Raw genomic sequence first — 14,247 nt, 5'->3', positions numbered from 1 at the left:
GCGATCAGGTGCGCAGCGTATTTACAGGCTGGAAATCCGCGCGTGCTGGTCTGCCAATTTGCTCAAGGCCTGTTCGGCTTCGGCCAATTTGGCACGTTCTTTTTCGATGACTTCGGCCGGAGCCTTGTCAACGAACGCGGCATTCGACAATTTGCCGCCCACTCGCGCAACTTCGCCGTGCAAGCGCTGGATTTCCTTGTCCAGGCGCGCCAACTCTGCATTTTTGTCGATCAGGCCGGCCATTGGCACCAGTACTTCCATCTCACCTACCAGAGCGGTAGCAGACAGAGGTGCTTCGGCGCCATCTTGCAACACAGTGATCGATTCGAGTTTAGCCAGCTTTTTGAGCAAGGCATCGTTCTCGGTCAGACGGCGCTGGTCTTCGCTGCTGACGTTTTTCAGGTACAGCTGCAACGGTTTGCCCGGGCCGATGTTCATTTCGCCACGGATGTTACGCGTGCCGAGCATCAAGCCCTTGAGCCATTCGATATCGTCTTCGGCAGCCTGGTCGATGCGTGCTTCGTTAGCCACCGGCCACGGTTGCAGCATGATGGTCTTGCCTTCAACGCCGGCCAGCGGCGCGATGCGCTGCCAGATTTCTTCGGTGATGAACGGCATGAACGGGTGCGCCAGACGCAAGGCCACTTCCAGTACACGTACCAGCGTGCGGCGGGTGCCGCGCTGACGTTCTACCGGAGCGTTTTCGTCCCACAGCACAGGCTTGGACAGTTCCAGGTACCAGTCGCAGTACTGGTTCCAGATGAACTCGTACAAGGCTTGTGCCGCGAGGTCGAAACGGAACTGGTCGAGGTGACGGGTCACTTCGGCTTCGGTGCGTTGCAACTGCGAGATGATCCAGCGGTCGGCCAGCGACAGTTCGTAGGCTTCGCCGTTCTGGCCGCAGTCTTCGCCCTTGTCCAGCACGTAGCGCGCCGCGTTCCAGATCTTGTTGCAGAAGTTGCGATAGCCTTCAACGCGGCCCATGTCGAACTTGATGTCACGACCGGTGGATGCCAGCGAGCAGAAGGTGAAGCGCAGGGCGTCGGTGCCGTAGCTGGCGATGCCGTCGGCAAATTCGTCGCGGGTCTGCTTCTCGATTTTCTTCAGCAGTTTTGGCTGCATCAGGCCGGTGGTGCGTTTGGCCACCAGGTCTTCGAGTTCAATACCGTCGATGATGTCCAGCGGGTCCAGGACGTTGCCCTTGGACTTGGACATCTTCTGGCCCTGACCGTCACGCACCAGGCCGTGTACATACACGGTCTTGAACGGAACTTGCGGGGTGCCGTCTTCGTTCTTCACCAAATGCATGGTGAGCATGATCATCCGGGCAACCCAGAAGAAAATGATGTCGAAACCGGTCACCAGCACGTCAGTGGAGTGGAAGGTTTTCAGCGCGTCGGTTTTTTCTGGCCAGCCCAGGGTGGAGAACGTCCACAGACCCGAACTGAACCAGGTGTCGAGCACGTCGTTGTCCTGTTGCAGCGCAACGTCCGGACCCAGGTTGTGCTTGGCACGAACTTCGGCTTCGTCGCGGCCTACGTAGACCTTGCCCGATTCGTCGTACCAGGCCGGAATGCGGTGGCCCCACCACAGCTGACGGCTGATGCACCAGTCCTGGATGTCACGCATCCACGAGAAGTACATGTTTTCGTATTGCTTTGGCACGAACGCGATGCGGCCGTCTTCAACGGCGGCAATCGCTGGTTCTGCCAATGGCTTGGTCGACACGTACCACTGGTCGGTCAGCCACGGCTCGATGATGGTGCCCGAGCGGTCGCCTTTCGGTACTTTCAGGGCGTGATCGTCGACGCTGACCAACAGACCGGCTTCGTCAAAGTCCGCCACGATTTGCTTGCGCGCTTCGAAGCGATCCAGACCGGCGTATTTGGCCGGCAGGGTGCCATCGACAGTTTCGTTCAGCTTGCCGTCGAGGTTGAACACCTGAGCAGCAGGCAGCACTTTGGCGTTTTTGTCGAAGATGTTCAGCAGTGGCAGGTTATGGCGCTTGCCGACTTCGTAGTCGTTGAAATCGTGGGCCGGGGTGATTTTCACGCAGCCGGTGCCGAATTCAGGATCGCAGTAATCGTCAGCGATGATCGGGATGCGGCGACCAACCAGTGGCAGCTCAACAAACTTGCCGATCAGGGCCTTGTAGCGTTCGTCTTCCGGGTTTACCGCAACGGCAGCGTCGCCGAGCATGGTTTCTGGACGGGTGGTAGCAACCACCAGGTAATCCAGACCTTCGGCGGTTTTGGCGCCGTCAGCCAGCGGGTAGCGCAGGTTCCACAGGAAACCTTTCTCGTCGTGGTTTTCCACTTCAAGGTCGGAAATTGCGGTGTGCAGCTTGGTGTCCCAGTTGACCAGACGCTTGCCGCGGTAGATCAGACCGTCTTCGTGCAGGCGAACAAAGGCTTCTTTCACGGCTTCGGACAGGCCGTCATCCATGGTGAAGCGTTCGCGGCTCCAGTCTACGGACGAGCCAAGGCGACGGATCTGACGGCTGATGTTGCCGCCGGATTGGTCTTTCCATTCCCAGATCTTGTCCAGGAACTTCTCGCGGCCCAAGTCATGGCGGTTCAGACCTTGTGCTTCGATCTGACGCTCAACCAGCATTTGGGTGGCGATACCCGCGTGGTCGGTGCCCGGCTGCCACAGGGTGTTGCGACCCTGCATGCGGCGGAAACGGATCAGTGCGTCCATGATCGCGTTGTTAAAACCGTGACCCATGTGCAAGCTGCCGGTGACGTTAGGCGGCGGGATCATGATGGTGTACGGGTCGCCCGCGCCTTGCGGGGCAAAATAATTCTCTTCTTCCCAGGTTTTGTACCAGGAAGTTTCAATGGCGTGCGGCTGGTAGGTCTTATCCATGCGCGGCGGGACCCTATTGGCATTAATTCAGGAAAGCCGACAAGTATAGCGGGGTGGGAGGCGCAGGGCGAGTTGTGGTGTGGTGCAGGAAAAATTTGTAGCAGCTGGCGAAGGAACGAGGCTGCGTTAGCCTGCGAACCAGTCGTAAAGTCCGAGTTCTCAGTTTATCTGACGCGCCGAGGTGTCTGACCTATGACTGCTGCGCAGCCGAACGCAGCCGAACGCAGCTCGTCAGCTGCTACAAGACCCGGATCAGCTCTGGTGTTGAGCGAGCAGGCGCTCCATATGCGCATCGAGGCGGCGTTTGATCTCGGTTTCGATATGCGGGGCGAAGTCGTTGATCACGTCTTGCATGATCGCTTGCGCAGCAGTGCGCAGTTCTTTGTCCAGATGCACCAACAGCGCGTCCGGGGCTTTTTCTGCCACGGGGGCCGGAGCTATGCCGACCAGTGGTATCTGGGCTGGCTCGGGCTCTTCTTCATCGCTGATCACTTCAGACAACAACGGGATCTGTGGATCCTGTTGGCCGACCATCTCCGTCAGCAGCGGCGGTTGCAGGCCCTCATCGCCGAGCAGCTTGCGAATGGATTCAAGATCATCGAGCAGGTGTGCGGCTTTTTGCGGCGAATTTGAAGTGTCCATCGTGTGCTCAGAGTCGTTGTAACTTGTGGTCTTGCAGAGGATAGCCCTGTTCACGGTAGAAGCGGAAACTCTCCCGTGCGGCCAGTCGAACGGCGGGGTCTTCGACCACTACTTCAGCCACGCGGGCGAAGCGTTTGAAGAATTCCGGGACTTTAAGGTCCAGGTTGATCAGCAAGTCCTGATGGGACAGGGGGGCATCCGTGCAACCCATGACAACTACACCATCGGGTTCATCTTCGGTGTTGCTGTGGGGCACGAAGCTTTCGCCCTTGAAACGCCACAAACGTTCATCCAGATCCTGGCGTTGTGCGGCGTCAGTGCAGTGCAAATACACGCGGTGGCCAAGGCGCCAGGCCTTCTCGGTGAGTTTGCAGGCAAAATCCAGCCGCGCCGAGGGTTCGGCGCTGGGCAGGATATAAAAGTCGATTTTGGTCGGCTCTTTGGTTAATTCTTGGGTCATTGCGGTTCCTGAATCCGGGCTACGCCGCCGTCAAGCGGCGCAGCCTTGGATTGTCAGCTTCAAGCGTTGGCGCGATCCAGCAGGTACTGGGTCAGCAGGGGGACTGGACGGCCACTGGCGCCCTTGTCCTTGCCGCCGCTGACCCATGCGGTGCCCGCGATGTCCAGGTGGGCCCAATGATAGGCCTTGGCGAAGCGCGACAGGAAGCAGCCAGCGGTGATGGCGCCGCCTTTAGGGCCGCCGATGTTGGCCATGTCGGCGAACGGGCTGTCCAGTTGCTCCTGGTATTCGTCGAACAACGGCAATTGCCAGGCACGGTCGTCGGCTTGCTTACCGGCTTCCAGCAGTTGGTTGATCAACTCGTCGTTGTTGCCCATCAGGCCCGAAGTGTGGGCGCCCAGTGCAACCATGCAGGCTCCGGTCAGGGTGGCGATGTCGATTACGGCCTGTGGCTTGAAGCGTTCTGCGTAGGTCAGGGCATCGCACAGCACCAGGCGACCTTCGGCGTCGGTGTTGAGGATCTCGACGGTCTGGCCGCTCATGGTGGTCACGATATCGCCCGGACGCGCAGCGCCGCCGCTTGGCATGTTTTCGGCGCAAGCCAGAATGCATACCAGGTTGATCGGCAGTTTCAGCTCAAGCACGGCGCGCAGGGTGCCGAACACGCTGGCGGCACCGCCCATGTCGTACTTCATTTCGTCCATGCCCGCGCCCGGCTTGAGGCTGATGCCGCCGGTGTCGAAGGTGATGCCTTTGCCGACCAGTACGAACGGTTTTTCGGATTTCTTGCCGCCGGCGTAGTTCATCACGATCAGGCGTGGCGGCTGGTCGCTGCCCTGGCCCACGGCGTAGAACGCGCCCATGCCCAGATCCTTGATCTTCTTCTCGTCGAGAATTTCGACTTTCAGACCTTTGTATTCTTTACCCAACTCCTTGGCCTGTTCTGCCAGGAAGGTCGGATGGCAGATGTTTGGCGGCAGGTTGCCGAGGTCGCGGGTGAACGACATGCCCGCTGCAATCGCCTGGGCGTGGGTTACGGCACGCTGGACTTCGGCCTGTGCGGCCTTGATGGTCAGCAGGGTGATTTTTTTCAGGGAGCGAGGTTCGGCCTTCTGGCTTTTGAATCGGTCGAAAGTGTACTCACCGTCGATCAGGGTTTCGGCCAGCAGGCGGGTTTTGCTGTAGCTGTCGCGACCCTTGACCACCAGTTCGTCGAGTGCGAACACCGCGTCGCTGCCGCCCAGGCCTTTGAGGACACCAAGCGCGGCACTGATGATTTTACGGAACGGGCGGTCGCCCAGTTCTTCATCCTTGCCGGTGCCCAGCAGCAGTACGCGTTCGGCCTTGAGGTTGGGCAGGCTGTGCAGCAGCAGGCTTTGACCGGCTTTGCCGGCCAGATCACCGCGCTTGAGGACTGCGCTGATAGCGCCGCCGGTGAGTTCGTCGATAACGTTGGCGGTAGGGCCCAGCTTGCGGCCTTCACCAATGGCGACCACCAGAGTGGCCGTTTTCAACGTTTCTGGACTAACGCTTTTTACAACCAGTTCCATGTCGGGGTCCCTGAGTCAAATAGTCAACATGCGCACAAACAATGCTGTTTGCTTGCTTGATAGAGGAGGCGCTTCACCTGCGATCCAGGCTGGCGACAAGGCGGGCAGTTTGAACCCCGTCGGACGAGCCTGACAACCCCGGTATAGGGCCAACTTGCCACTTTCAAGACTGCGCAGTGACAGGGGCGGCCATTCACAGGATAATGCACCATCTTTTTAAACGGCTCAGCTCATCCCCATGAGCCTGAACCGACTCGTTATGCTGCTTGTTTGGCCGCCTTAGCCTGACGACCCTGGAGTGTCTGGTTTGATCGTCTTCCGTTATCTATCCCGCGAAGTCCTGCTTACATTGAGCGCTGTCAGCGCTGTGCTGCTGGTCATCATCATGAGCGGTCGTTTCATCAAATATCTGGCTCAGGCCGCCTCGGGCGCACTGGATCCAGGCTCATTGTTCCTGATCATGGGCTTTCGCCTGCCAGGCTTCATGCAGTTGATTCTGCCGCTGGGGCTGTTCCTGGGCATTTTGCTGTCTTATGGGCGCTTGTACCTCGAGAGCGAGATGACCGTGCTGTCGGCTACCGGCATGAGCCAGCAACGTCTGCTGGGCATGACCATGGCACCTGCCGCACTGGTTGCACTGATCGTGGCCTGGCTCAGCCTGAGTCTGGCCCCGCAGGGTGCCAATGAATTTCAGTTGTTGCTCAACAAACAGGATGCCCTGACCGAGTTCGACACCCTGGAAGCCGGGCGCTTTCAGTCGTTGAGCGATGGTTCGCGGGTTACTTACACCGAAGAGCTGACCAATGACCGGACCCATTTGTCCGGCGTATTCATTACTCAAAAGAATCTCGGGCAGGACGCCAAGGACCGCAATATTTCAGTGTTGCTGGCTGAAAAAGGTCGTCAGGAGGTTCGCCCCGACGGCAGCCGTTGGTTGATTTTGGACAACGGCTACCGCTATGACGGCAACCCTGGGCAGGCTGATTATCGCGCCATCAAATACGACACCTACGGTGTATTGCTACCGAAGCCGGATGTCAGTAATGACGTGACGGACCGCGATGCGATCCCGACACGAAACCTGATCGGCAACCCGGAGCCGCGCTCGGTCGCCGAGTTGCAATGGCGTATTGCCTTCCCGTTTTTGGTGTTTATCGTGACCTTGATCGCAGTGCCGCTGTCGCGGGTAAATCCGCGTCAGGGGCGCTTCCTCAAACTGTTGCCGGCCATTCTTCTTTATATGGCCTATCTAAGCATGCTGACCTGGGGCCGAGGCCTGCTTGAGGGCGGCAAGATTCCTTTGGTGTTGGGCTTGTGGTGGGTACATGCCCTGTTCCTGATCATTGGCCTGGGGCTGATGTACTGGGAGCCGCTGCGCTTGAAGTTGGCGAGTCGCCGTAGTGCCAAGGAGATGACCCGTGGTTAAGCTCGACCGCTACATTGGTAGCAGTGTGTTGATGGCAATTTTGGCGGTACTGGGGATTATTCTGGGTCTGGCGCTGCTGTTTGCGTTGATCGACGAGATGCGCAGTATCAGCAGCAGCTACACCATCATGGACGTTTTCAGCTTTGTAATGCTGACTGCTCCGCGTCGCTTGTACGAAATGTTGCCGATGGCAGCGTTGATCGGCTGCCTGATCGGTTTGGGTGGTCTTGCAAGCAACAGTGAGCTGACCATCATGCGCGCGGCGGGTGTGTCCCTGGGGCGCATTGTCTGGGCCGTGATGAAGCCGATGCTGGTCTTGATGCTGGCAGGTGTGCTGATTGGCGAGTACGTAGTACCCGCCTCTGAAAACCTTGCCCAGGCCAACCGCGCACTGGCGCAAGGTGGTGGTGATGCGCAAAGTTCCAAGCATGGCCTGTGGCACCGCCAGGGTGATGAGTTCATCCATATCAACGCTGTTCAGCCCAACGGGCTGCTCTATGGTGTGACCCGGTATCGCTTCGATAAAGAGCGCAACATGTTATCGGCGAGCTTCGCCAAGCGTGCGCAATTCGATCAGGGGCACTGGCAGTTGAACGACGTCAGTACCACGGTTTTTCACGATCGCAGCACTGAAGTGATCAAGGTTCCGGAAGAAAGCTGGGACGTTTCGTTGAGCCCGCAACTGCTTAGTACCGTGGTCATGGCACCTGAATCGCTGTCGATCGCTGGCTTGTGGAGCTACATCCACTACCTCAAGGAACAGGGGCTGAATAATGGCCGTTATTGGCTGGCATTTTGGGTCAAGGTATTACAGCCGCTGGTGACTGCTGCTCTGGTGTTGATGGCCATATCTTTCATCTTCGGCCCATTGCGCTCTGTTACTCTTGGCCAGCGGGTATTTACCGGGGTGCTGGTGGGTTTCACCTTCAAGATTGCCCAGGACCTGCTGGGGCCGATGAGCCTGGTGTTCGGTTTCTCGCCGTTGTTCGCGGTGCTGGCACCGACTGCAATCTGTGCATTGGCAGGCATCTGGCTGCTGCGTCGAGCAGGCTGACAAGCCTTCATTGAGTTCGCCAGAAGCCCCTATCTCGCGACAGGGGCTTTTTTGTAGGTGTCCATTGGCCTGTGAACGTGACGCTTGGCGAGAGGATCAGGTACAATTCCCGGCTATTTTTCGGCGGGCAGTCTGCCTGCGACTTTTTTGAGTGTTGACCCGTGAGTGATTTGAGTCATATCCGCAATTTCTCCATCATCGCCCACATTGACCATGGCAAGTCGACGCTGGCCGATCGTTTTATCCAGATGTGCGGCGGCCTCGCCGAGCGCGAAATGGAAGCCCAGGTACTGGATTCCATGGATCTGGAGCGTGAGCGCGGGATCACCATCAAGGCCCACAGCGTTACTCTGTACTACACGGCCAAAGATGGCATTACCTATCAACTGAACTTCATTGATACCCCGGGTCACGTCGACTTCACCTATGAAGTCAGCCGTTCCCTGGCGGCCTGTGAAGGTGCTTTGCTGGTGGTTGATGCGGGGCAGGGCGTAGAAGCCCAGTCCGTCGCCAACTGCTACACCGCTATCGAGCAGGGCCTTGAGGTCATGCCGGTATTGAACAAGATCGACCTGCCGCAGGCTGATCCTGATCGCGTGAAAGAAGAGATCGAAAAGATCATTGGCATCGATGCCACTGATGCCGTGACCTGCAGCGCCAAGACCGGCCTGGGTGTGGACGAGGTGCTTGAGCGCCTGGTGCATACCATCCCTGCGCCAACCGGTAACTACGAAGATCCGCTGCAAGCGTTGATCATCGATTCCTGGTTCGACAACTACCTGGGCGTTGTGTCCCTGGTTCGCGTGCGCCACGGCCGCGTGAAAAAGGGTGACAAGATTCTGGTCAAGTCCACCGGCAAGATGCACCTGGTAGACAGCGTGGGTGTGTTCAACCCCAAGCACACGGCTACCGCTGATCTGAAAGCCGGTGAAGTAGGCTTCATCATTGCGGGCATCAAGGACATTCACGGTGCGCCAGTGGGCGATACCCTGACCCTGAGCTCAACCCCTGATGTTGACGTACTGCCAGGTTTCAAACGTATTCAGCCGCAGGTCTACGCCGGTTTGTTCCCGGTAAGCTCTGACGATTTCGAAGACTTCCGTGAAGCCCTGCAAAAGCTCACGTTGAACGACTCGTCGCTGCAGTACACCCCGGAAAGCTCCGACGCGCTGGGCTTCGGCTTCCGTTGCGGCTTCCTCGGCATGCTGCACATGGAGATCATTCAGGAGCGCCTTGAGCGCGAGTACGACCTGGACCTGATCACCACGGCGCCAACCGTAATTTTCGAACTGCTGCTCAAGACTGGCGAAACGATTTACGTCGATAACCCGTCCAAGCTGCCGGATGTATCTTCTATTGAAGACATTCGCGAGCCGATCGTGCGCGCCAATATCCTTGTGCCTCAAGAGCACCTGGGTAACGTCATTACCCTGTGTATTGAAAAACGCGGCGTTCAGCACGACATGCTGTTCCTGGGTTCTCAGGTTCAAGTGACCTACGACTTGCCGATGAACGAAGTGGTTCTGGACTTCTTTGACCGTCTCAAGTCCACCAGTCGCGGCTATGCTTCGCTTGATTACCATTTCAACCGTTATCAGTCGGCTAATCTGGTCAAGCTGGATGTATTGATCAACGGCGAGAAAGTTGATGCGCTGGCATTGATCGTTCACCGCGACAACGCTCACTACAAAGGGCGTGCGTTGACCGAGAAGATGAAAGAGCTGATTCCGCGTCAGATGTTCGATGTGGCAATTCAGGCTGCCATTGGTGGCCAAATCATTGCGCGCTCGTCTGTTAAAGCGCTCCGAAAAAACGTACTGGCCAAATGCTACGGTGGTGACGTTAGCCGTAAGCGCAAGCTGTTGGAAAAGCAGAAAGCCGGTAAAAAACGCATGAAGCAAGTGGGTAACGTGGAAATTCCACAAGAAGCCTTCCTTGCAGTGCTCAGGTTGGATAGCTAGGTCCTATGTCACTAAATTTCCCGCTGTTGCTGGTCATTGCTGTTGCCGTGTGCGGTTTGCTGGCGCTGCTCGATTTGGTCTTCCTGGCTCCTCGCCGGCGCAAGGCCATTGCCAACTATCAAGCCAGCGTTACGCCGGTTGATAGGCAGGTAGTCGAAAAGCTCAACAAGGAACCGCTGCTGGTTGAATACGGCAAGTCGTTCTTCCCGGTTTTGTTCATCGTGCTGGTGCTGCGTTCGTTTCTGGTTGAGCCGTTCCAGATCCCGTCCGGCTCGATGAAGCCGACCCTGGATGTGGGCGACTTCATTTTGGTGAACAAGTTTTCGTACGGGATCCGCTTGCCGGTACTCGATACGAAAGTCATCGAAGTGGGTGATCCGAAGCGGGGCGATGTGATGGTGTTTCGCTACCCAAGCGATCCGACGGTTAACTACATCAAGCGTGTAGTTGGCCTGCCGGGCGACAAGATTCGCTACACCAGCGACAAGCATCTGTATGTCAACGATCAACTGGTTGCCGAGCAACTGGTGGGCACCGAACCAGGAACCCTGGGCAGTGCCGAGTTGTACAAAGAGAAGCTGGGCGAGGTCGAGCACATGATCCGCAAGGAAATGAGCCGCTACCGTGCGCCACCTGATAAGGAATGGACGGTTCCGGCCGGGCATTACTTCATGATGGGTGACAACCGTGACAATTCGAACGACAGCCGTTACTGGGATGATCCGAACATTCCCAAAGACGAGCTGGGCATGGTTCCCGACAAGAATATCGTCGGCAAGGCCTTTGCTGTTTGGATGAGCTGGCCAGAGCCCAAGGCGAGCAACCTGCCGAACTTCTCGCGGGTTGGTCTGATCAAGTAGTCAAGACGGCGCTGTTAATAACAGCGCCGAATGCTTTTCAGGTGTACGAATAAGTCGTGTGCCTGAGTATTCAGGATGTGGATTTGAACAAAGCGTTAAGTGTGACGGCGGCGAACAGCCTGTTCCCTGTCCATTTGCTATGCGATAAACGAGCATCACTGATCCCTTATATCGGTCCGGTGGTGACATTCGGCCACGAACTCAGCGTGGGTAAATCGTGAGTTTTTCTTTAGAACGTTTAGAGCGTCAGCTCGGTTATACCTTCAAAGACCAGGAACTGATGGTTCTGGCCCTGACACACCGCAGTTTCGCGGGGCGCAATAACGAGCGTCTTGAGTTCCTGGGTGATGCCATTCTCAATTTTGTTGCTGGCGAAGCGTTGTTTGACCGCTTCCCGTTGGCCCGTGAAGGCCAGTTGTCGCGTCTGCGCGCGCGCTTGGTAAAAGGCGAAACCCTGGCCGTACTGGCTCGTGGTTTTGAGTTAGGCGAGTACTTGCGCCTGGGCTCTGGCGAACTGAAGAGCGGCGGTTTTCGCCGTGAATCGATTCTGGCCGACGCCCTTGAAGCGCTGATTGGCGCCATTTACCTGGATGCGGGCATGGATGCCGCCCGCGACCGCGTATTGGCCTGGCTTGCCAGTGAGTTCGAGACCCTGACTCTGGTCGATACCAATAAAGATCCAAAGACCCGCCTGCAAGAGTTCTTGCAGTCGCGTGCCTGCGATCTGCCGCGTTACGAAGTGGTAGATATCCAGGGCGAACCGCATTGCCGCACGTTCTTCGTTGAGTGCGAAATTGCCCTATTGAATGAAAAAAGCCGGGGTCAGGGTGTGAGCCGTCGTATTGCCGAACAGGTAGCGGCCGCCGCAGCACTGATAGCCCTTGGCGTGGAGAATGGCCATGACTGATACAACTGCAACTCGCTGTGGCTACGTTGCCATTGTTGGTCGACCAAACGTGGGTAAATCCACACTGCTGAACCACATTTTGGGTCAAAAGCTGGCGATCACTTCGCGCAAGCCGCAGACCACTCGCCACAACATGCTGGGCATCAAGACCGAAGGCACCGTGCAAGCGGTCTACGTTGATACCCCGGGCATGCACAAAGGCGGCGAAAAGGCCCTGAACCGCTACATGAACAAAACCGCTTCGGCAGCGTTGAAAGACGTTGACGTGGTGATCTTCGTCGTGGACCGCACCAAGTGGACCGACGAAGACCAAATGGTGCTGGAGCGCGTTCAGTACGTGACCGGTCCATTGATCGTGGCGCTGAACAAGACCGACCGTATCGAAGACAAGGCCGAGCTGATGCCGCACCTGAGCTGGCTTCAGGAGCAACTGCCGAACGCCCAGATCATTCCGATTTCGGCTCAACACGGGCATAACCTCGAAGCGCTGGAGCGTGTGATCGCCGATCACCTTCCGGAGAACGAGCACTTCTTCCCGGAAGACCAGATTACCGACCGCAGCAGCCGCTTCCTGGCCGCCGAACTGGTACGCGAAAAAATCATGCGCCAGATGGGTGCAGAGCTGCCTTACCAGATCACCGTAGAGATCGAAGAATTCAAGCAGCAGGGCAAAACCCTGCATATCCATGCCTTGATTCTGGTTGAGCGTGACGGTCAGAAAAAAATCATCATTGGCGACAAGGGCGAGCGCATCAAGCGTATCGGCACCGAGGCGCGCAAGGATATGGAGCTGCTGTTCGACTCCAAGGTCATGCTGAACCTGTGGGTTAAAGTGAAAGGCGGCTGGTCCGACGACGAACGCGCCCTGCGTTCCCTGGGCTACGGCGACTTGTAAACACAGCACTACCCGTGGGAGCGAGCCTGCTCGCGAAGGTCGTTAACGATAGTGCGCGTTTATTGGATAATCGCAGCGCTCTTCAGACCTTCGCGAGCGGGCTCGCTCCCACGGTGATTTCAGGCGTATACAAAACTCCATGTCCAGCAAGCCCATCGTCCCCCAGCTCGCCTACGTCCTGCACAGTCGACCCTATCGTGAAACCAGCGCGCTGGTTGATTTCATCACGCCTCAAGGACGTCTGCGGGCGGTGTTACGCAGTGCGCGGGGTAAGGCCGGTACGTTGGCGCGGCCCTTTGTTCCGCTGGAAATCGAGTTTCGTGGGCGTGGCGAGCTGAAAAACGTCGGGCGCATGGAAAGCGCCGGGATTTCAACCTGGCTCAATGGCGAAGCGCTGTTCAGCGGCCTCTATCTCAACGAATTGCTGATTCGGCTGTTGCCGGCTGAAGACCCTCATCCTGCTGTATTTGATCACTACGCAGCGACCTTGCTGGCGTTGGCCGAAGGCCGACCGCTGGAGCCTTTGCTGCGGGCGTTCGAATGGCGTTTGCTGGACGATCTGGGTTACGGCTTTTCGCTGAGCGTCGATATTCACGGCGAACCGGTAGAGGCCGATGGCATGTACCGCCTGCAGGTTGATGCAGGGCTGGAGCGGGTTTGGCTGCAACAGCCGGGGCTGTTTCATGGCGCGCAGCTGCATGCGATGGCCGAGGCGGACTGGGCTGCGCCTGGCGCATTATCGGCCGCCAAGCGCCTGATGCGTCAGGCACTGGCCGTTCATTTGGCTGGCAAGCCTCTGGCCAGTCGTGAGTTGTTTCGCAAGCCCTGAATAGACCGGTATGCTGTGCGCCGAATCTTCAACTCTTCAGGAGAGCCCCTGTGACCCAAAGCAACCGCATTCTTCTCGGCGTGAATATCGACCACGTAGCTACGCTGCGTCAGGCTCGCGGCACGCGTTACCCTGATCCGGTCAAGGCTGCGTTGGACGCGGAAGAGGCGGGCGCCGATGGCATCACCGTGCATCTGCGCGAAGACCGCCGGCACATTCAGGAGCGTGATGTGTTGCTGCTCAAGGATGTGCTGCAAACGCGCATGAATTTCGAAATGGGCGTAACCGAAGAGATGATGGTATTTGCCGAGCGCATTCGCCCGGCGCATATCTGCCTGGTGCCTGAAACGCGCCAGGAGCTGACCACCGAAGGTGGTCTGGATGTTGCCGGGCAAGAAGCGCGGATCAAGGCGGCGGTTGATCGTCTGGCTAAAATCGGCTGTGAAGTCTCGCTGTTTATCGATGCGGACGAGCGTCAGATAGAAGCGTCCAAGCGCGTGGGCGCGCCCGCTATCGAACTGCACACCGGTCGTTATGCCGATGCACAAACCCCGACCGAAGTGGCTGAGGAGCTGCAGCGTGTGGCTGATGGTGTGGCGTTTGGCCTGGCTCAGGGGTTGATCGTGAATGCCGGTCATGGCTTGCACTACCACAACGTAGAGGCAGTGGCTGCGATCAAGGGCATCAACGAGTTGAACATTGGCCATGCGCTGGTGGCGCACGCATTGTTCGTGGGCTTCAAATCAGCTGTGGCCGAGATGAAAGCGCTGATCCTGGCGGCGGCGAAGGCTTAAT

At 57.6% G+C, this 14,247-nt stretch carries 12 protein-coding genes; 8 read left to right on the top strand and 4 right to left on the bottom strand.

Annotated elements, in window-relative coordinates:
• Positions 1-21: 21 nt before the first annotated feature.
• The 4 genes from N7D90_RS19535 to N7D90_RS19520 all read right to left on the bottom strand — a co-directional run bounded on the left by N7D90_RS19535 (position 22) and on the right by N7D90_RS19520 (position 5,520).
• Positions 22-2,868, bottom strand: coding sequence for a valine--tRNA ligase (locus tag N7D90_RS19535; protein WP_261739533.1), 2,847 nt, complete (start codon positions 2,866-2,868; stop codon positions 22-24).
• Positions 2,869-3,120: 252 nt separating this feature from the next.
• The gene (locus N7D90_RS19530) at positions 3,121-3,510 is read right to left on the bottom strand and encodes a DNA polymerase III subunit chi (RefSeq protein ID WP_261739532.1); all 390 of its coding nucleotides are present in this window, start codon (positions 3,508-3,510) and stop codon (positions 3,121-3,123) included.
• 7 nt (positions 3,511-3,517) lie between these two features.
• Positions 3,518-3,970 (bottom strand): DNA polymerase III subunit chi, encoded by a 453-nt coding sequence (locus N7D90_RS19525; RefSeq protein WP_261739531.1) that lies wholly within the window; start codon positions 3,968-3,970, stop codon positions 3,518-3,520.
• A 59-nt stretch (positions 3,971-4,029) separates the two neighbouring features.
• Positions 4,030-5,520: a leucyl aminopeptidase gene (locus tag N7D90_RS19520; RefSeq protein ID WP_261739530.1), complete on the bottom strand. Its 1,491-nt coding sequence runs from the start codon at positions 5,518-5,520 to the stop codon at positions 4,030-4,032.
• A gap of 307 nt (positions 5,521-5,827) precedes the next feature.
• Here N7D90_RS19520 and lptF point away from each other — a divergent pair, with 307 nt between their 5' ends.
• The 8 genes from lptF to pdxJ all read left to right on the top strand — a co-directional run bounded on the left by lptF (position 5,828) and on the right by pdxJ (position 14,246).
• On the top strand, positions 5,828-6,946 hold the full coding sequence (gene lptF / locus N7D90_RS19515; protein ID WP_261742490.1) for an LPS export ABC transporter permease LptF: 1,119 nt from the start codon (positions 5,828-5,830) through the stop codon (positions 6,944-6,946).
• On the top strand, positions 6,939-8,000 hold the full coding sequence (gene lptG, locus N7D90_RS19510; protein WP_261739529.1) for an LPS export ABC transporter permease LptG: 1,062 nt from the start codon (positions 6,939-6,941) through the stop codon (positions 7,998-8,000). Before lptF ends, lptG begins: the two co-directional genes overlap by 8 nt.
• A gap of 161 nt (positions 8,001-8,161) precedes the next feature.
• The gene (gene lepA, locus N7D90_RS19505; RefSeq protein ID WP_261739528.1) at positions 8,162-9,961 is read left to right on the top strand and encodes a translation elongation factor 4; all 1,800 of its coding nucleotides are present in this window, start codon (positions 8,162-8,164) and stop codon (positions 9,959-9,961) included.
• Positions 9,962-9,966: 5 nt separating this feature from the next.
• Positions 9,967-10,821, top strand: coding sequence for a signal peptidase I (gene lepB, locus N7D90_RS19500; RefSeq protein WP_261739527.1), 855 nt, complete (start codon positions 9,967-9,969; stop codon positions 10,819-10,821).
• A 217-nt stretch (positions 10,822-11,038) separates the two neighbouring features.
• A complete protein-coding gene (rnc, locus tag N7D90_RS19495) occupies positions 11,039-11,728 on the top strand; it encodes a ribonuclease III (protein ID WP_019822045.1) in 690 nt (229 codons plus the stop codon).
• A complete protein-coding gene (era, locus tag N7D90_RS19490; RefSeq protein ID WP_261739526.1) occupies positions 11,721-12,623 on the top strand; it encodes a GTPase Era in 903 nt (300 codons plus the stop codon). The genes rnc and era overlap by 8 nt, the downstream gene beginning before the upstream one ends.
• A 139-nt stretch (positions 12,624-12,762) precedes the next feature.
• The gene (gene recO, locus N7D90_RS19485) at positions 12,763-13,452 is read left to right on the top strand and encodes a DNA repair protein RecO (RefSeq protein ID WP_261739525.1); all 690 of its coding nucleotides are present in this window, start codon (positions 12,763-12,765) and stop codon (positions 13,450-13,452) included.
• A gap of 50 nt (positions 13,453-13,502) precedes the next feature.
• Complete coding sequence (gene pdxJ / locus N7D90_RS19480) at positions 13,503-14,246, top strand: pyridoxine 5'-phosphate synthase (protein WP_261739524.1); 744 nt, start codon at positions 13,503-13,505, stop codon at positions 14,244-14,246.
• Position 14,247: the final 1 nt, after the last annotated feature.

Source organism: Pseudomonas fragi (assembly GCF_025426255.1).
GTDB classification, from domain to species: domain Bacteria; phylum Pseudomonadota; class Gammaproteobacteria; order Pseudomonadales; family Pseudomonadaceae; genus Aquipseudomonas; species Aquipseudomonas kulmbachensis.
The sequence above is the reverse complement of the archived record's forward strand: the minus strand, read 5'-3'. Positions and strand labels throughout refer to the sequence as shown.